The organism is Phascolarctobacterium succinatutens (genome assembly GCF_958453765.1).
Lineage (GTDB): Bacteria > Bacillota > Negativicutes > Acidaminococcales > Acidaminococcaceae > Phascolarctobacterium_A > Phascolarctobacterium_A succinatutens_B.
In genome coordinates this window covers 25,526-44,384 of record NZ_CAUDZA010000018.1, presented here as the reverse complement: position 1 = coordinate 44,384, position 18,859 = coordinate 25,526, and the positions used below count along the sequence as shown (strand labels likewise).

15 protein-coding genes and 1 riboswitch are annotated in these 18,859 nt (G+C 47.2%); of the genes, 14 read left to right on the top strand and 1 reads right to left on the bottom strand.

Annotation, left to right across the window (positions count from 1 at the left end; translation table 11 throughout):
- From Q7Q81_RS07810 to Q7Q81_RS07745, 14 genes are all read left to right on the top strand, one after another.
- Positions 1–455: YicC family protein (locus Q7Q81_RS07810; protein ID WP_304275095.1), on the top strand; the 455-nt coding region annotated here is incomplete at its 5' end.
- 14 nt (positions 456–469) lie between these two features.
- The gene (remA, locus tag Q7Q81_RS07805) at positions 470–736 is read left to right on the top strand and encodes an extracellular matrix/biofilm regulator RemA (RefSeq protein WP_009146168.1); all 267 of its coding nucleotides are present in this window, start codon (positions 470–472) and stop codon (positions 734–736) included.
- A 7-nt stretch (positions 737–743) separates the two neighbouring features.
- Entirely contained in the window at positions 744–1,379 is a 636-nt protein-coding gene (gene gmk / locus Q7Q81_RS07800; protein WP_293811914.1) for a guanylate kinase, read from the top strand.
- A gap of 67 nt (positions 1,380–1,446) precedes the next feature.
- Positions 1,447–1,635, top strand: a complete 189-nt coding sequence (gene rpoZ, locus Q7Q81_RS07795; RefSeq protein WP_148495367.1) for a DNA-directed RNA polymerase subunit omega — start codon at positions 1,447–1,449, stop codon at positions 1,633–1,635.
- An 18-nt stretch (positions 1,636–1,653) separates the two neighbouring features.
- Positions 1,654–2,862: a bifunctional phosphopantothenoylcysteine decarboxylase/phosphopantothenate--cysteine ligase CoaBC gene (coaBC, locus tag Q7Q81_RS07790; protein WP_304275092.1), complete on the top strand. Its 1,209-nt coding sequence runs from the start codon at positions 1,654–1,656 to the stop codon at positions 2,860–2,862.
- 489 nt (positions 2,863–3,351) lie between these two features.
- A riboswitch (SAM riboswitch) is annotated at positions 3,352–3,460 on the top strand.
- Between the two features lie 102 nt (positions 3,461–3,562).
- Positions 3,563–4,741, top strand: a complete 1,179-nt coding sequence (metK, locus tag Q7Q81_RS07785; protein ID WP_304275090.1) for a methionine adenosyltransferase — start codon at positions 3,563–3,565, stop codon at positions 4,739–4,741.
- 203 nt (positions 4,742–4,944) lie between these two features.
- A complete protein-coding gene (locus tag Q7Q81_RS07780) occupies positions 4,945–6,063 on the top strand; it encodes an efflux RND transporter periplasmic adaptor subunit (RefSeq protein ID WP_304275085.1) in 1,119 nt (372 codons plus the stop codon).
- 2 nt (positions 6,064–6,065) lie between these two features.
- On the top strand, positions 6,066–9,149 hold the full coding sequence (locus Q7Q81_RS07775; RefSeq protein ID WP_304275084.1) for an efflux RND transporter permease subunit: 3,084 nt from the start codon (positions 6,066–6,068) through the stop codon (positions 9,147–9,149).
- Between the two features lie 2 nt (positions 9,150–9,151).
- The gene (rnhC, locus tag Q7Q81_RS07770; RefSeq protein WP_304275080.1) at positions 9,152–10,087 is read left to right on the top strand and encodes a ribonuclease HIII; all 936 of its coding nucleotides are present in this window, start codon (positions 9,152–9,154) and stop codon (positions 10,085–10,087) included.
- Between the two features lie 5 nt (positions 10,088–10,092).
- A complete protein-coding gene (locus Q7Q81_RS07765; protein ID WP_304275077.1) occupies positions 10,093–10,941 on the top strand; it encodes a ChbG/HpnK family deacetylase in 849 nt (282 codons plus the stop codon).
- A 41-nt stretch (positions 10,942–10,982) separates the two neighbouring features.
- Entirely contained in the window at positions 10,983–12,002 is a 1,020-nt protein-coding gene (locus Q7Q81_RS07760; protein ID WP_304275075.1) for a lysylphosphatidylglycerol synthase transmembrane domain-containing protein, read from the top strand.
- A gap of 42 nt (positions 12,003–12,044) precedes the next feature.
- Entirely contained in the window at positions 12,045–13,604 is a 1,560-nt protein-coding gene (locus Q7Q81_RS07755; protein ID WP_304275072.1) for an ArnT family glycosyltransferase, read from the top strand.
- Positions 13,605–13,908: 304 nt separating this feature from the next.
- The gene (locus Q7Q81_RS07750; RefSeq protein ID WP_304275070.1) at positions 13,909–16,176 is read left to right on the top strand and encodes a DEAD/DEAH box helicase family protein; all 2,268 of its coding nucleotides are present in this window, start codon (positions 13,909–13,911) and stop codon (positions 16,174–16,176) included.
- Positions 16,176–16,709, top strand: coding sequence for a hypothetical protein (locus tag Q7Q81_RS07745; RefSeq protein WP_304275067.1), 534 nt, complete (start codon positions 16,176–16,178; stop codon positions 16,707–16,709). Before Q7Q81_RS07750 ends, Q7Q81_RS07745 begins: the two co-directional genes overlap by 1 nt.
- 200 nt (positions 16,710–16,909) lie before the next feature.
- Here the strand turns inward: Q7Q81_RS07745 and ilvD are convergent, their stop codons facing one another.
- On the bottom strand, positions 16,910–18,586 hold the full coding sequence (gene ilvD, locus Q7Q81_RS07740) for a dihydroxy-acid dehydratase (protein WP_210684125.1): 1,677 nt from the start codon (positions 18,584–18,586) through the stop codon (positions 16,910–16,912).
- Positions 18,587–18,859: the final 273 nt, after the last annotated feature.

Sequence of the window (18,859 nt, the reverse complement as noted above, 5' to 3'; positions counted from 1 at the left end):
TGGTAGCTATGCGTGAAACAGAGGGCGGCAATATCTACGGTGATTTTATTTACCGTGCAGATCTGATTGCCGAAAAGCTGGCACAGATTGAGGAGCGTTCTCCTTTAGTTGTGGAAGAATATCAGGCTAAGCTGCAGGAGCGTCTGACTAATCTGCTGGCTGACAATAATATCAAGGTTGAGCCAGAACGTTTGCTGCAGGAGGTAGCAATTTTTGCTGACCGTACCAGCATTACGGAGGAAATTGTCCGCTTGAAGAGCCATATCAAGCAATTTAAGGCCATCATTGCTACAGACCAGCCGGTAGGACGCAAGCTGGACTTCCTTATTCAGGAATTCAACCGTGAAGCAAATACTATTGCTTCCAAAGCCAACGATTATACTATGGCGCAGATTGTTGTAGAAATTAAGGCGGAAATAGAAAAAATCCGTGAGCAGATTCAGAACATCGAATAAAACTGGAGGAAGTTATGGATATAAAGCTAGTTAATATCGGCTTTGGCAATATTGTCGCAGCCAACCGCATTATTTCTATTATCAGTCCGGAATCAGCACCGATTAAACGTATTATCCAGGAGGCCCGTGATAAAGGCATGCTGGTTGATGCAACCTACGGACGTCGTACCCGTGCTGTAGTTGTTGTGGACAGCGGTCACATCATCCTGTCAGCGGTACAGCCGGAAACTGTAGCCAATCGTCTGGTGGCACAAACTGCTGATTCTGAAGAAGAGGAGTAATTGGATCATGAGCAACGATATTGATAATGTTACTCCCAAGGGAGTACTTCTTGTAGTATCCGGTCCGTCGGGAGCAGGCAAAGGAACTATTTGCCAGATGCTGAGAGACCAGCTGCCGGATTTGGGCTATTCTATTTCTGTTACCACACGCGCACCGCGCACGGGTGAGGTTGACGGAGAAAGCTATTTCTTCAAGACAATTCCCGATGTTAAGCAGATGATTGAAAAGGGCGAGCTGCTGGAATATGCCGAAGTATACGGCAATTATTACGGCACACCGCGCAAATACGTGGAAGAGCAGCTGGAATCCGGCCGTGACGTACTGCTGGAGATTGATATCCAGGGCGCTTTGCAGATTAAAAAGCGCTTCCCCGAGGGTGTTTTTGTTTTCATCGTACCGCCTTCCTTGGATGAGCTTTCCGCACGTATTTATAAGCGTGGTACTGACAGCGAGGATGTTATCAAACGCCGTATGGCTTCTGCAGCCAGCGAGCTGACCTACGCTGCAGAATATGATTATATCATCATTAATGATATTGCGGAAAAGGCAGCGCAAAAGGTACTTACAATTATGGAGGCTGAGCGTTACCGCGTAGCCAGAACATATTTTATTGTTGATAAGATTTGTAAAGCTAAAAAATAAATTTACATTATGCAGCAGTCTGCTGTGTGAACCATGAAATACTTAAAGGAGTGATTCTATAATGTCTATGGTAGATCCGTCTATTGACTATTTGGCAGAAAAAGTAGATAGCAAATACACTTTGGTTATTTTGGCAGCAAAAAGAGCACGCGAGCTCACTATTCCCGGCGTAAATTCCGCGGAAAAAGAGGTCAGCGCTGCGCTGAAGGAAATTGCTAACGATACTATTACCTACGAGCGTACTAAAAACGTATAACAGCGGGAGGGTAAAACCTTGTTAAAGGGCAAAAAAATTGTTTTGGGAGTAACCGGTGGTATTGCCGTTTATAAGGCTGTAGATCTTGTCAGCCGTCTGCGTAAGCAGGGCTGCGAGGTACGTGTGGTCATGACTGAGCATGCACAGCAGTTTGTTACTCCGTTAACCTTCAAGGAAATCAGCGGTAATGCTGTTGCTACCAGTATGTGGAACAGCAACCAGGAATTTAATGTCGAGCATATTGCTTTGGCAAATTGGGCTGACGCTTTCTTAGTTGCGCCTGCTACCGCTAATATTCTGGCTAAAATGACATATGGCATTGCGGATGATCTGCTGAGCACTACGCTTTTGGCAGCTCAGGCACCGATAGTTGTTTGCCCCGCAATGAATACCGGTATGTATCTTAATGCTGCAACCCAGGAAAATATCGCTAAGCTGCAAAACCGCGGTATTACTGTAATGCCGCCTGCTTCCGGACATCTTGCCTGCGGCACCAGCGGCCCCGGCCGTCTGCCTGAACCGCAGCAGATTGTGGAGTTTATGAGCAGCTTTTTTGCCGGCCGTGAGGGCGACCTGCGTGGCCTGAAGGTACTCGTTACCGCAGCAGGTACACGTGAACCGATTGACCCTGTCCGCTTTGTCGGCAACCGTTCCAGCGGCAAGATGGGCTATGCCGTAGCTCAGATGGCTGCCGAGCGCGGTGCTGAGGTGCTGCTTATCAGCGGTCCTTCTGCGCTTGCTGTACCGCCTAATGTGAAGGCTGTGCAGGTTGAATCAACAAATGAAATGCTGGAGGCCTGCCTTGCAGCCTACGATGCAGTTGATATCGTTATCAAGGCAGCAGCAGTTGCCGATTACCGTCCGCGTGATGTGGCAGACCAAAAGATTAAGAAGAAAACAGATGACGCTCTGATTGTCGTTATGGATAAAAATCCGGACATCCTCAAAACCTTGGGGGCCAAGAAAACGCATCAGGTTTTGGTTGGCTTTGCCGCAGAAACACAAAATCTGCTGGCTAATGCCCGCGATAAGGTCGTTAAGAAGAATCTTGATATGATTGTAGCCAATGATGTTACCGCTGCCGGTGCCGGTTTCAATTCCGATACCAATATCGTAAAGTTCCTTTACGCTAACGGCGATGTATGCGAGCTGGAGCAGATGCCGAAGGTTGATGTGGCGAACCGTATTTTGGATGAGGCTTTGCGTATTCGTAACGAGCGCGTGTAGTAGAACGCGTATAAGGCCGCATCTGCGTCATGACCGCTCCTCGACGTACTAGAAGTACGCCATCGTCGCAATCATATAGCATCTGCAGACTTCTCCGCGCTCTTTGGAGTAGGGATTGTAAGGTCGCATCTGCGTTATGACTGCTCCTCGACGTACTAGAAGTACGCCGTCGTCGCAATCATATAGCATCTGCAGACTTCTCCGCGCTCTTTGGAGTAGGGATTGCAAGGTCGCATCTGCGTTATGACTGTTTCTCGATGTAGCAGTAGTACGCCGTCGTCGCAATCATATAGCATCTGCAGACTTCTCCGCGCTCTTGGAAGATAGGCTTGCAAGGCTACGTATGCATTATGACTCTATATATAATAGAATTGAATTCTATTTAGCATCAGCAGTTGCAAAAAAGTATTTTCACATATTTTTCGTAAAAAAAGTACTTGTCATTATCTTGATTTTGTTATATAATGGCATCTGTAACCAATTTAATACAACTCATCAAGAGCGATGGAGGGAATGGCCCTGTGAAGTCGCAGCAACCATTGCAGCGTGACAGCTGTAAAACGGTGCTAAGTCCTGCAGTATATCTGTAAGATGAGAATGCTAAGAGTAATAATTTAAGGCGTTCTCATTACGAGAACGCCTTTTCTTATACCATCTAAACACTCTCAACAACGTTTTTTATTTATGAAAGGAGCTACCAATGAGAAAATTATTTACTTCTGAATCCGTTACCGAAGGTCATCCCGATAAAATAGCAGACCAAATTTCCGATGCTGTGCTTGATGCCATCCTGGCTCAAGATCCTAAAGGCCGTGTTGCTTGCGAAACTATCGTTACTACCGGTCAGGTTCACATTTTCGGTGAAATTTCTACCCAATGCTATGTTGATATCGCACACATTGCCCGCGAAACCATCAACAATATCGGCTACAACCGTGCAAAATTCGGTTTTGACGGCAACACCTGTGGTGTGCTGATTTCCATCGACGAGCAGTCCCCTGATATCGCTATGGGCGTTGACAAAGCGCTGGAGGCTAAGGAAGGCCAGGCTGCTGAGGAAGAAACCGGTGCCGGCGACCAGGGCATGATGTTCGGTTATGCAACCAACGAAACCGAAAGCTACATGCCGATGCCTGCATATCTGGCTAACAAGCTGGCTCTGCAGCTGACCAAGGTTCGTAAGGAAGGCGTGCTGCCTTACCTGCGTCCGGACGGCAAAACTCAGGTTACCGTTGAATATGATGACGGCAAACCTGTTCGAGTAGATACTATCGTTATTTCTTCCCAACATGCACCGGAAGTTTCCAACGAGCAGATTCGCAAAGATATTATCGAAAAGGTTATTGCACCGATTGTTCCCGCAGAAATGTTGGATGCGGAAACCAAATACTACATCAACCCGACCGGCCGTTTCGTTATCGGCGGTCCTCAAGGTGACGCTGGTCTGACCGGTCGTAAAATCATCGTTGACACCTATGGCGGTATGGCTCGTCATGGCGGCGGTGCTTTCAGCGGCAAGGACCCCTCTAAGGTTGACCGCAGTGCTGCTTATGCTGCACGTCACGTTGCTAAAAATATCGTTGCCGCAGGTTTGGCAGATAAATGCGAAATCCAATTGGCATACGCTATCGGCGTAGCACATCCGGTTTCCGTTCTGGTTGAAACCTTCGGTACCGGCAAAATCAGCGAGGACAAGATTGCTGAGCTGGTTCGCAAAAACTTCTCCCTGAGCCCGACCGGCATTATCCGTGAGCTGGATTTGCTGCGTCCTATCTACAAGCAAACTTCTGCTTATGGTCATTTCGGCCGTACCGATGTAGATCTGCCGTGGGAGCATACCGAAAAGGCTGCTGCACTGCGCGAGCAGGCAGGCCTGTAAGCTTAACTTAAAACTGTCGAAAGCACGCTGTCCGCAGCGTGCTTTTTCTATGCCTGTCTGCGGCTTTGCACTTGCTAACCTCTCTTGATAAGAGGTATAATATTATTATCTATAACTATAATTTGTCCACGATAAACTCAGCTGAATTTAAACTTACCCCATTATAATTTACCCCTAAGGGATTGGTGCAGGGAGGAAAGAAAGTGAATTTACAGAATCGCAAGGTTAAGATAGCTCTAGGCCTGCTGCTGGCGGTATGCGTAATTATCGGTTACCGTATTTACAGCAATATCCAGGCTGATAAGGCGCGTGCTGCTAAGCTGTCGCAGGTACGCAATGTGGCGGTCGTTACTGCTCACCCCGTAAGGCAGACGATTGTCCCGAGTCTGAGCTTTTCCGGCAGTCTGGACCCGGAATGGCAGGCAGAGGTTGCCGCTAAGGTGGACGGACGCTTGGAAAAGGTTTATGTCCGTGAAGGCGACCATGTTAGCCGAGGACAGGTACTGGCAATTTTGGAGCAGGCTGATACAGATGCTAATCTGTTAAGTGCCAAGGGCAGCTTTTTGGATGCACAGACAAGCTTGCGCAAGGCGGAAACAGATTTGCAGCGCTATGAAAAGCTATATGCTACGGGTGCGGTTTCGCAGCAAGTGGTAGATGATTACCGCTTTGCGCGCGATAATGCTGCAGCCAAGCTGGAGGCTGCCAGAGGCAGCATGCGGGCGATGGAGTCTAAATCCGAGGGCACGGTGCTGACAGCGCCTGCTGACGGTATTATTGCCAAGCGTTATTATCAGGAGGGCTACTATGCAAAGGCAGGTACGCCTATTTTTGCCGTTGCTGATATCTCTATGCTGAAAACTACGATTCATATTCCCGAAGGCCAGATTGCCGGTGTACATGTCGGCAATGAAGCAAGCATTACTCTGCCTGCTTATCCCGGTAAAAAGCTGATAGGTAAAATTACCCGCATCGCTCCGGTTGCGGATTTGCCGGCGCATACCTTTGCGGCAGAGGTGAGCGTGGATAACAGCGAAGGTCTTTTGGCCGGTATTTATGCTAATGTTATGCTTACCGCTTCGCCTAAATCTAACGTTCTCACCATTCCGGTGCAGGCTATTGTGATGCGTGATGACCAGCAGACGGTATTTGTTGTTGATGATAAAGGCGTTGTACAGCGTCGTGTGCTGAATGTCGGTTATACGAATGATAAGCTGGCTGAAATAGTGAGCGGACTGGATGAAAAGGATACTATTGTTATCGAAGGACATAACAAGCTGCGTGAAGGCAGCAAGATAGATTTGAAAAAGGCTGGTAAATAACGATGATTGGAACATTTATCAAGCGGCCGGTCTTTACTACCATGTTTATTTTGCTGTTGGTAGTGTTCGGTATCCGCTGCTATCCGGAAATCGGCGTTGATCTGAATCCTGATGTTGATTTGCCTATTGTCAGCGTGCGTGTTACCTACAGCGGTGCTTCGCCGCAGGAAATGGAAACGCTGGTTACTAAGCCGATTGAGAACCGCGTCAGCCAGGTTTCTGGTATCAAGACGTTGTCTTCCACTGTGCTTGAAGGCTACAGTGAAACGGTTCTGGAATTTAATATCGGTGTAGACCCGCAGGTGAAGGCCAGTGAGGTACGTGAAAAGGTTGCCAGCGTGCGCAAGGCGCTGCCGGATGATATTGATGAGCCGGTAACACAGACGGTAGACCTCAACTCCCGCGCTATTGTGGCCTATACCTTTGCTTCGCCTTCGCGCAGCCGTGGTGAAATCCGCCGCATTGTGGAGGATAATATCAAGGATGAGCTGCAGATGGTGGAGGGTGTTTCCGAGGTTACCGTTGTCGGTGCCAGCCAGCGTGCTATCCGCATTGTGCTGAAGCCGGAAAAGCTGGCGGAATACGGTATTGCCTATCAGACAGTGCGCAGTAAGCTGAACGCCAACAACTATAATACTCCCGGCGGTAAAGCGAAAAATGACGCTATGGAAATCACTGTGCGTACCTTGGGCAAGTATAACAATATCAATGATATTAAGCAGGTGGTAGTTGCTAATCATAACGGCCGTCCTGTTTATATCAGTGAAATTGCCGATGTGCTTGATTCCTGGGAGGATGAGGATACCTTTGCCAGCGCTAACGGCGTTCCCTGTGTTATGACCTTTGTGCGTAAGCAGTCCAAAACTAATACTGTTGATGTTACCGATAATGTCAATGCCAAGATGGAGGAGCTGAAGCACAGCAATCTGCCGCCCGATATCATTGTTGATAAGGTGCGCGACCAATCTAATTATATTCGTGATAATATTGCGGATGTCTGGAATGCGATTCTTTTCGGCGGTTTTCTGGCGCTTTTGATAACATATCTATTCCTGCGCAATTTCCGTGCGACTATTATCGGAGGCCTGTGTATTCCTACGTCTATTATCGCCACCTTCTTTATGATGAAGGTTATGGGCTTTACACTGAATAATATGTCGCTGATGGCTTTGAGCCTGGCAGTCGGCATTTTGATTGACGATGCGATTGTAGTAATTGAAAATATTTTCCGCCATATAGAGATGGGGCAGACGCCGTTTGTGGCAGCCAGGGAAGCGACAGAGGAGCTGACGCTGGCAATTTTGGCGACGTCCCTGAGCTTAATGGCTGTATTTGTGCCTATCGGCAATATGGGTGAAACCATCGGCCAGTTCTTCAAGCAGTTCGGTCTGACGGTTGCTTTTGCGGTAGCGTTCTCTACTATCGTAGCCTTTTCGCTCACGCCAATGGTTTCGGCGTATTGGATTAAGGCAGAAACCGAGGAGCAGAGCAGCAAGGAGCGCACGCATTTTGTGCAGAGGGCTCTCGATAAATTTGAAGCAGGCTTCCAGTCCGTGCGTGAAATGTATGACAGCTTAATGGCCTGGGCTTTGGAAAGACCTAAGAAGGTTGTTGCCGTAGGTATCATTTCGCTGTTGCTGAATTTGCTGCTGCTTCCATTTGTGGGCACGGAATTCCAGCCTACATATGATTCGGGTGAATTCAGCGTCAATGTTAAAGCGCCCATCGGCACCAGTCTGCAAAAAACGGTAGAGCTGGCTAAGCCGTTGCAGCAGGAGATTTCGCAGCTGCCGGAGGTCAAAATCGTGGCGCTTAATATAGGCAACGGCCGTAATCCTGTTAACCAGGGTTCTCTGGATATCCGCCTGAAGCCAAGCAATGAGCGTGAACGCAGCATGCAGCAGATTATGGATGATTTGCGCGGACGCTTCCAAAATGTTGAAGGCCTGAAGGTTACCGTTGTATCCAACCAGGGCGGCGGCCGTGGTGACAGCCGTCCGGTGCAGATTGGTCTGCGCGGCAGCAATATCAAGGAGCTGAAAAATTACGCTCAACAGCTGGCAGACATGCTGCGTCAGACTGATGGTGCGACCGACGTTGATATATCAGATTCGGAAGAGCAGCCGGAAATCGTGGTCAAGCTGGACCATGCCAAGGCCAGCGAATTCGGTCTTGATGCTACGGAGGTCGGTAAGGTTATCGAAATGGCTATTATGGGCAAAAGCACCAGTAACAGCTATACCATCGGTGACAATGACTATGATATTATTTTGCAGATGGAGCAAAGTCAGCGCACTAATATCAATGATGTTATGAACCTGCGCATTTCTTCTTCCGCAGGTCAGTTTATCCGTCTGGGTGATATCGCAGATGTGCGTTACGGCAGCGGTCCTACACGCATTGAGCGTGAGGATAAGCAGCGTCAGATAGTTGTGTATGCCAACACAGTAGGTATTTCGCCCGGTGATTTAATCAGCAAGGTGCGCAACGAATATATTCCCGAGCTGAATTTGCCGCCGGGATATAACTATAAGATGATTGGTCAGGCCGATAATATGGCACGCTCCTTTAAAGAGGTCTACAAGGCCGTTATTTTGGCTATAGTTGTGGTATATATGGTGTTGGCGGCGCAGTTCGAAAGCTTTTCGCAGCCGCTGATTATCATGGTATCACTGCCGTTTGCGATTATCGGCGCTATTTTGGGCCTTTTGGTCGCAGGACAGACGGCGAATATGATGAGCATGATTGGCTTTACGATGCTTTTGGGCCTGGTTACCAAAAATGCAATTTTGCTGATTGACTATGCCAACCAGGAGCGTGAAAAGGGCATGTCTATCCGCGAGGCGGTGCTCCTGGCCTGCTCGCTGCGTCTGCGTCCTATTCTGATGACTACTTTGTCTACGATACTCGGTATGCTGCCGATTGCTTTGGGCATCGGCGAGGGTGCGGAGCTGCGTCAGTCTATGGGCGTGGTGCTGATTGGTGGCTTAACAACCTCCACCTTGCTGACGCTGGTGGTTGTTCCCCTGATTTATCTGCTCTTTGAGGAGTGGAAGGCGAAAAACTATGTGCAAAGAGGAGAATAGGCGTGAAACAGTTGACACCTAAGGCCTTTGCCGATTATCTGGCAGAGGCTGCAGAAAAAATCCGTCAGGATGGTTTCAGTATTGTTAAGGATAAGCCGATAAATTATGGCCAGCAGATTGCAGTACAGTTTTGCGAGGCCAAGGCATCCGTGAATATATATAACGGCAAAAAAGGACTGACGCATGTTTATAACGGCGACAGTGCTTTAAAGCAAAGATTACTGCTGCTGCTTGAAGGAGTGCAGAATGCGTCTGAGGAGCTGCAGCCTGCAGCCGCTGGAGCAACAGTAAGCAATGGTTTGTGGGCAGGCAGTGATGAATCCGGTAAGGGTGATTTCTTCGGCAGCCTGGTTGTGGCGGCCACGGTAGTGGACAGCACCACCGCAGCGAAGCTGCAGGCTGCAGGCGTGAAGGACTGCAAGCTGCTGACTGATAAAAAAATCCTTGAGCTGGAGGATGTTATCAAGGCTACGGTTGTTGATTACAGTGTGCTGGAGCTGAAGCCGAAGATTTATAATCTGCGCTATGAGCAGGTAGCGGCTGCCAGAGGCAAGCTCAACCAGCTTTTAGGCTACGGACATGTGGCGGCGCTCAGTCAGGTACTGGAGAGGCAAAAGGATTGTCACAGCGCATTGATTGACCAGTTCACCCAGTCAACGGTAAACTTAAAGGCTTTGCAGCAGCGTTTTCCAGGCTGCAGTGTGCGTCAGCAGCCTAAGGCAGAAAGCAATCTGGCGGTTGCTGCTGCCTCGGTGCTGGCCCGCGCCCGCTTCTTGCGGACGATGGACGAGCTGGCGCAGCAGGCCGGCGTAGGCGAGCTGCCGAAGGGCGGCGGCGAGCAGACAACGGCTTGCGCCCGCCGCTTAGCAGAAAAATACGGCAAGGATGCTTTGCGTGAATATGTAAAGCTGCACTTTGCCAATTACAAAAGAGTGTAGAGATTATGAAAAAACTAATTGTTAATGCAGATGATTTCGGTCTGCATCCTTTGATTAACGCAGGTATTATCAAGGGCTATAAGGAGGGCTTTATTACCAGCACCTCGCTGATGCCCAGTGCTCCCTGCTGGCAGGAGGCAGTAAAGCTGGCGCAGGAAAATCCTCAGCTCGGTATAGGTGTGCATCTGACGCTTGTCGGCAGTGTGGCGCCGGTGTTGCCTGCAGCGAAGGTCAGCAGCCTTTTGGATGAGCAGGGACTGTTTTTGCCTGATTACGTTGCCTTTGCCAAGCGCTTTTACAGCGGCAGCGTCAAGCGCAGCGAGCTGGAAGCGGAGCTGCGCGCGCAAATCGAAAGGGCGCTGGAAGCAAAAATAAACATTACGCATATCGACAGTCATCAGCATACCCATGTACTGCCGGGAATTAATGCACTTGTATTAAAGCTCTGTAATGAGTATAATATTATAAGGGTACGTATACCTAAGGAAGCCTATACCTTTACCGGAGGCTTTCATACAGGTATCGGCAGAATGATCGGACGCAGCGGGCTTAGCTTTTGTGCTCAGCTGGCAGCGCAACGCGCCGACAGCCTTGGGCTAAAGCATCCGCAGCATTTCTTCGGCATGCTGGCGGGAGGTCATCTGAATGCGGAGCTGGTAGGCAATATCCTGCGTCAGCTTCCGGATGGCGTAAGCGAGCTGATGACTCATCCCGGTCTTGATTCTGCTGCCTTGGGTAAAATATTTCCCTGGCAATATCATTGGCAGGAGGAAATGCAGGCGTACCTTGACAGCGGCAATAAAAAGCTGCTGGAGCAGGAGCATATTCAGCCTGTTAATTTTACAGCCTGCTAAAGCTCTTGTACTAAAAAATAAGCTCATTTGGAGTCTGCTAGATGAATAAAAAATTATTGTTCCGCCTAGGTCTGCTTTTTGGCTTTGTCCTGCTGATTTCGGCGGCGGTTATTTATTTTACATTTGATATACGGACCTTGGAATACCTGACGATGTTCGAGCCTCGCTGTATTCTGCTGGCTTTGTCATGTCTTGCGATAGGCTTGATTTTTGACGGCCTGCGTCTGATAACCTTGGCTGAGGTGACGGACGAGAAGCTGACCTTTCATCAGATAGTGAATGTAGTTCTGAGCAACTACTTTCTGGCGCTGGTAACGCCCGGTGCCAGCGGCGGCGCTATTGCTCAGGTTATGTTCATGCGTAAGGCCGGGGTACCGGTAGCCAAATCTACGGTAGTAGTTTTGGTGCGCACGGTGATGTCCATTATCTTCCTTATACTGCTGGTGCCTGTGGTGCTGCACAGTGATGAGGATATTGTAAAATGGATGCCTGCGTCGGTGCTGACGATTCTTTCGGTGCTGTTTATATCACTGCCGATAATCGTAATTTCCTTGCTGCAAACACGTTATCCGGAGCGGGCGATTATGTGGTTTACACGTAAGCTGTCTTTTACTACGCAGCGTAATTGCTTTATCTGGTACAACGAATTCAAGAATGCCGTTGTAGTTATGGGCAAGCATCCGAAGATGGTTTTCCGTGCGTTTATTGAATCCGGTGTGAGCCTGCTCTTTATTTATGCCACCGTGCCTGCTTATTTTACCGGTCTGAATATTGATTTTGACCTGGGACAGGTTATGGGACGCATGGTGCTGCTGAATTTAATACTGTATTTTTCACCGACTCCCGGTGGCAGCGGTGTAGCGGAAGCAGGCTTCTTGGTGCTGTTTTCCAATATTCTGCCTAACGGTGTGGAAGGCATTATGGCAGTTCTCTGGCGCTTTACGGCGGAATATCTGCCCTTTATGCTGGGCGCGGTAGTAACAATCAGAGCTTTTGGCAGCGATGTGCTGAATATGGCATCGCTCAAAAGTAAAACTACCGAGGGTAAGAAAAATGAGTAGTTGGCATATGAATTTTGAAATTATTTTGAGGGATGGAAACTGATGAATCAGATTGAAAAAAACAGCCTGCTTATCGTAGCAGGCACTGCGTTATTTATGATTATGTTCGGTATCGGCAGCATTCCGCTGCTGGATCCGGATGAACCCGTATATGCGGAAACAGCAAGAGAGATGCTGGCTGCCGGTGATTTTTTGTCACCGAGAATTTTTGGCAATTTCTGGTATGATAAGCCGCCCATGTATTATTGGCTGGTGGCTTTTGCCCAGTTTCTTTTCGGTGACAGCGAATTTGCGGCCCGCTTTCCTGCGGCATTGATGGCCTGCGGCACCTCTGTGATGATGTATGTAGGTATCACAAGGCTGTTTAATGAACGTGCAGGCTTTTGGTCTGCGATGATTCTTACAAGCTGTGTAGAATTTTTCTATATGGGCAAGGCGGCGGTGACAGATACAACGCTGCTCTTTTTTATGACAGGAGCACTGCTGAGCTTTATTCATAAGCGTTATTGGCTGATGTATGTGTGCATGGCGCTGGCTACTGTTACCAAAGGTCCTATCGGTATCGTATTCCCGGGTGCGATAATTTTTCTGTATCTGGTGGTTATGGGCCAGCTGCGTGAGATTTTGCGCATGCATGTTATCCGTGGTCTGCTGCTGTATTTTCTCATCGCTTCGCCCTGGTATTACGCTATGTATACTGTGCATGGCATGGAATTTATCAATACCTTCCTGGGCTTTCACAATATAACGCGCTTTACGACGGCTGAGCATGCCAACCGCGTTACCTTCTGGTATTATTTTCCTGTAATAATCTTAGGCTTGTTCCCCTGGACCGGTATGCTGTGGCAGGCTGCGAAGGCATCCGTCAGCGAAAGCCGTATAGATGATATGCGTAAGCTGCTGTTCTTCCACGTTTGGTGGATTTTCGTGCTGCTGTTCTTTACAATCTGCAAAACGAAGCTCGTATCCTATATTCTGCCGTTGTTCCCTGCTATGGCGGTAATAATCGGCTGGAATATAGCGAGAATGCAAAGCAGACTGCGCCATAATACAACCTTTTACGGTTGGGCGGCAGGCAGCGGTATTATGTTTGTCCTGCTCGGCATTGGCTGGATTGTCGGTGCGCAGTATCTGCCGGAGGCTGACTTCAGCCTGGTGATGCTGGGCGTGCTGACCATTCTTTTGGGTGCAGCGGCAGTCTTTGCGCTGCTGTATTATCGCGATATCGAGCTGGCATCCTGGCTGCATGTGATGATTGGCGCGGTGACGATGTGCGTGGCCTTTGCTTTTGTTCTGCCTGTGATTGCCGACCGCTTCAGTGTAAAAACTATGAGCAGCGTGTATAAGGAGCAATGTGAGCAGCAGACGCCTATTTATGTCGACAAGTTCCTGCGCCCCGGCTTTATGTATTATGCAGGCAAGCCCGGTATCGAAATGATTCCGCAGACAGGTGCTTTGACAGATGCTTTGCGTGACGGCAGCAAAAAATATCTGCTGGTGCGCGGTTTGGAATACCGTCGCGTGCAGAAGGCCGGTCCGTTGCCGGATAATGTGCGTACAGTAAAGGAAATTAGCGATATCTATCTGCTGGAGCAAAATTGAGTATTAATAATCAACCGTTGTGCTATTTAGCGCAACGGTTTTTTGCCTAAAGGCTCTGAGTCTGATTTTTTAGGATGTTGAAACAAGCAATTGGTTGATGCATACATAAGATTAACGCGTATAATTGAAAAATACGCTTGTAAGGATAGTTGCTTACATTTTGTGTTTTGGTATCATGTAAGTAGCTTGAATTTACAATGTGTGATAGATGAAGTAATTACATAATCATTTGTAATTTTACAAGAACGTTGCTATAATTAGAATATGATTTATAGTAAAAATACAGAATAGAGGGGTAAATATTATGGGAAATACAGCAGACTATATTGAAGTTAAATCCTATGGTGATATTTTGCCAAAGAAGGGGACAAATTCCAGAACTCCCTATGAACATCAAAAGATGGCCATGCAAGCCTTGGATAAAATGAATCAGGAAGCAGCGTTTAGTACACTGGTAGTGATTCCGACAGGTGGCGGCAAAACCTATACGGCATCTATGTGGTTACTTAAAAATGCTATTGATAAGAAAAAGAAGATTTTATGGATTGCTCACCGTCAGATGCTTTTGGATCAGGCAGCAGAGTCTTTTCAGAAATTTGCTTACACAGAGGTTATTCCTCATGTGTCATCGTTCTGCTTCCGCATTGTTTCCGGTGCCTCCACCCATGACCGTACCATTGATATTCGTCCGCATGACAATCTGTTAATTGTCAGCAAAGACAGTCTCGGAAGAAATATGGATAGGCTTGAGAAGTGGATTCATGGTGAAAAAGAACTTTTTTTAATTGTAGATGAAGCGCATCACGCTACTGCGAAGACATATAGAAAAATTATTGATTATGTGAAATCCCAAGTACCCAATTTGAAGATGATTGGCTTAACTGCAACGCCGTTTCGTACATCTGAAAACGAACAAGGACTGTTGGCAAAGATTTTTACAGATGGTATAAAAAATGGTCAGACAGTTCATGGTGATGTTGGTATTACCTATCAGATTGGCTTGAAGGAACTGATTAAGCGTCAAATATTATCGAAACCGATTTTTGAAAGCTATTATACTGACGAAGAATACGGCGCCTCTATGGGAGCAGATGCATGGAATAGTATCCAAAACTTTGATGCATTACCGGATGAGATAGCTTCTCAGATGGCAGACAGTGCTGCCCGTAATCAGTTGATTGTGGAGACATATAAAAATAAGTGTCATGAGTATGGACAAACAATTTTGTTTGCTGTAAATGTAGTACATGCAATTCAGCTAACTGCTCTTTTCAGAAAGGCTGGTATTAAAGCTGATTATATTGTTTCCGCAATTCGTGACTCGATTACCGGTGTAACAATCAGTCGTGAAGATAATCAGAGAAATATCGAAGCGTATCGCAATGGTGAATTGCAGGTGCTTATAAACGTAAATATTTTGACAGAAGGAATTGACTTACCACAGACAAAAACAGTTTTCCTTGCAAGACCTACAGTATCTTCTATTCTGATGACTCAAATGGTAGGTCGTGCTCTGCGAGGACCGGAAGCAGGGGGTACAGCCAGCGCATATATTGTTTCGTTTGTTGATCACTGGAATGAGCATATTGCCTGGGTAAATCCAGAAAGTCTGTTTGATGGAAATAATGACTTCCAGGATAATGATCCGGAGCGTATAAAACGAGAACTGCGCATGATTGCGATTTCTAAGATAGAAGAGTTTGCCTCTATTCTGGATGATTCTGTTGATACGTCAGCATTGGAGAAGGTGCCGTTTGAGCAGAGAATACCGGTAGGAATGTATGCGTTTACCTATCTTGAAGAAAGCGGCATGGACCATGCTTATCAGGTTATGGTCTATGACAGTACACAGGCTGCTTATCAAGATTTGATGGAAGCACTCCCGGCCTTATTTGATAGCTTTGCAATTTCGGAAGAGTATCTGACAGAATCTCAGCTTGCGGAGATGGAAGCACAATGCAGAGATACTTTCTTCTGTGGCGAAATGGTTCCACCATATGAAGAAAGAGATGTGCGAAATATTCTCAAGTATTATGCACAGTATGAAACTGCTCCTCAATTTTATACGTTTGCCGATGTAGACCGCAGTAAGCTGGATGTAGGGAAAATTGCCCAGTATATTTGGGACGAAGATATGGGGCAGAGAAAAAAGACAGAATATGTTGATTCTATCTGGGATTCTAACGATGATAATATGCTCCGTCTTTTCTTTGGAAGAAAGCTGTATTTCTTACGCCAGCTTGATATTGAATTGATGAAGATATCACACTCTAAAGATATTTTTGATGAAGACAATAATGTGAAGCCTGGAACAAGAGCATTGGAAGACCTTCCTCTTTACGAGATTAGAAAGTATAACCCTGAATTGGAAAAAACTCTTCGTGCAAAGGCCTTTGAGAATGCAAAGGATGCAGATGGATTTTACTGCTGTGCAGGATGTGGTAAAAAAAATCGTTCAAAGGTATATTTCCAGGTTGACCACATTATCCCTATGAATGCCGGCGGAAAGAGTGTTGCAGAAAACTTACAGATTCTTTGCAGACAGTGCAATGGAGTAAAGGGAGACAGATAATGCGAGAATTATTTTATAACGCATTAGATGTTGCTGTAATCATCAGCGCTATGGAGTTGAATTGCAGAGATGAAAGTCACTTGATTGATTCTATTTGGGATGGGGAAAAGGTTTTTCTCTATCCGGAATATCGTCGGAATCAGAAAAAATTTATTTTGGATGTCAGGTATTGGCTTAATTACTTTTATGAAAAACCAATTTTGGACAAAGAATTTCCAGCAATACAGAAGGATACCGCAGATACAAAAAGTTCTTTTGACGAAGAAAGTTATGTGAGCGACTTTTCAAATTTGGATTTGTTTTTCAAAAATATTCGTCTACGTATTTTGTACAGTACGGAGAAGGATTATGTCCGCGTAAAGCTTCGAACGCTTTTGAAAGAATACGGTTATAAGCGACGGTCTAAATTATTATTAGAGCATATCAACAGATGTATGCTGTTTTATCATCTAGAAGCTACTCTGCGAGGTGGTGTGTCTTGCTGTATTGAAGAGGTAGGATTGGACAAGATGCTGACATTTAGAGTACTTTGAGGAAAATAGAAATAATAAAGGCTTTGGTTAAATTTTGTGTTTGCTCTATAACATAAGTTTTGGCGATTGGCGCTAGCCTCACAATTTAGTCTTATATTATAAAAATTAGCTGCATTAGCTGGTATATACAAAAACTCCCCATCCGTCTTACCTTGCAGTAAGAAAGATGGGGAGTTGCTTTTTCAGCTTATATAATTCTTTTAGTCCTGACCGGGAACCTTCAGCACAGCGCCGGTAGCAGCGGAGGTAACCAAAGCAGCATAGCGTGCCAGGTAACCGCTCTTAACCTTCGGCGGCGGGCAAACCCAGTTTTTACGGCGTTCAGCCAGCTCTTCGTCGCTCAGCTTAACGTTCAGGGTACGGTTCGGAATATCAATTTCAATGATATCGCCGTTTTCAATCAGAGCGATATTACCGCCTTCGCGTGCTTCCGGAGAAATGTGACCGATGCAGGCACCGCGGGTAGCACCGCTGAAACGTCCGTCGGTAAGCAGAGCAACGTCTTTGTCGTGGCCCATGCCTGCCAGTACAGAGGTAGGATTCAGCATCTCGCGCATGCCGGGGCCGCCCTTCGGGCCTTCGTAGCGGATAACTACAACGTCACCGGAAACAACCTTTTGTGCGCAAATTGCAGCAATAGCTTCGTCCTCGGAATTATAAACCTTAGCCGGACCGCTGAAGACCTTCATGGAAGGATCAACCGCACTTTCCTTGACAACGCTGCATTCCGGAGCGATATTGCCTTTCAGAACAGCGATACCGCCGGTTTTGTTGTACGGATTTTCTACGCTGTGAATAACTTCAGGACGCAGGATTTCCGCATTTTTGATAATCTGGCCGACAGTTTTGCCGCTGACAGTCTGGCAGGATTTTTTAATCAGTTTCAGACGGTCAAGCTCGTGCATTACAGCAGGAATGCCGCCGGCTTCGTTCAAATCAACGATGTGGTGGCTGCCGCCCGGGCTCATCTTAGTGAGGTACGGAGTTTTCTTGGAGATTTTATCGAACAGCTCCAGCGGCAGGTCGATGCCTGCTTCGTGAGCGATAGCCGGCAGATGCAGCGCGGTGTTGGAGCTGCCGCCGATGGCCATGTCAACAGTAATAGCGTTCTTGAAAGCGTTGAGCGTCATGATGTCGCGAGGCAGAACGTTTTCCTCCAGCAGACGCATAACAGCCATGCCTGCGTGCTTAGCCAAAGCAATACGCTTGCCGTTATAAGCAGCGGGGATAGTGCCGTTGCCAGGCAGGCCCATGCCCAAAACCTCAGTCAGGCAGTTCATGGTATTTGCAGTGAACAGACCGGAGCAGCTGCCGCAGCCGGGGCATGCACAATGCTCGATTTCTCTGAGCTCTGCTTTATCAATCTGACCGGACTCAAAACGGCCGGCAGCTTCAAATACAGTAGATACGCTGATATCTCTGCCCTGATAACGACCGGGCAGCATCGGACCGCCGCTGACAACAACGGTCGGGATGTTCAGACGGGCTGCTGCCATCAGCATGCCCGGAACAATTTTATCACAGTTCGGAATCAGGATTAAGCCATCAAACGCATGGCCGTTGGCAACAGCTTCAATGCTGTCCGCAACCAGCTCACGGCTTGCCAGCGGATATTTCATACCGTCATGGCCCATGGCGATGCCATCGCAGATGCCGATAGCCGGGAACTCAATCGGAGTACCACCAGCTTCCAGCACGCCGTATTTGGCTGCCTTGGCGATGGTATCCAGATGCATATGTCCTGGAATGATTTCGTTAGCGGCACAGCAGATGCCGATTAACGGTTTCTTTAATTCTTCTTCAGTATAACCCATTGCATAGAACAGAGAGCGATGGGCTGCGCGGGTTGAACCTTTTTTTACTTGTGTACTGCGCATGTTTCTTTGACCTCTTTCCCTTAAGTAAATAGTACTACCGTACGGGCTGCTGATAAAGCACCGTATACTTCATCAGGTTTCCTCGACGTACAGAATGTACGCCATCGTCAACCTTCTTCGTCTCCGGTACTTTCTGAGCAGCCTGCGTGGTTTTAAATAAAAAAACAACAGTCCCGAAGCCTTTCGGGATACTCATAAAATTTTACAATTTTTATAGCCTGATGTCAAATTTTATGGACAAAAAACTACAATTAAGTGTAAGTTTGCACCTTA

Coding starts and splice junctions, on each gene's coding strand:
- rpoZ (WP_148495367.1), top strand. CDS start 1,447: ATGGTAGATCCGTCTATTGACTATTTGGCAGAAAAAGTAGATAGCAAA.
- remA (WP_009146168.1), top strand. CDS start 470: ATGGATATAAAGCTAGTTAATATCGGCTTTGGCAATATTGTCGCAGCC.
- Q7Q81_RS07750 (WP_304275070.1), top strand. CDS start 13,909: ATGGGAAATACAGCAGACTATATTGAAGTTAAATCCTATGGTGATATT.
- gmk (WP_293811914.1), top strand. CDS start 744: ATGAGCAACGATATTGATAATGTTACTCCCAAGGGAGTACTTCTTGTA.
- Q7Q81_RS07765 (WP_304275077.1), top strand. CDS start 10,093: ATGAAAAAACTAATTGTTAATGCAGATGATTTCGGTCTGCATCCTTTG.
- Q7Q81_RS07775 (WP_304275084.1), top strand. CDS start 6,066: ATGATTGGAACATTTATCAAGCGGCCGGTCTTTACTACCATGTTTATT.
- Q7Q81_RS07745 (WP_304275067.1), top strand. CDS start 16,176: ATGCGAGAATTATTTTATAACGCATTAGATGTTGCTGTAATCATCAGC.
- Q7Q81_RS07755 (WP_304275072.1), top strand. CDS start 12,045: ATGAATCAGATTGAAAAAAACAGCCTGCTTATCGTAGCAGGCACTGCG.
- metK (WP_304275090.1), top strand. CDS start 3,563: ATGAGAAAATTATTTACTTCTGAATCCGTTACCGAAGGTCATCCCGAT.
- Q7Q81_RS07760 (WP_304275075.1), top strand. CDS start 10,983: ATGAATAAAAAATTATTGTTCCGCCTAGGTCTGCTTTTTGGCTTTGTC.
- ilvD (WP_210684125.1), bottom strand. CDS start 18,586: ATGCGCAGTACACAAGTAAAAAAAGGTTCAACCCGCGCAGCCCATCGC.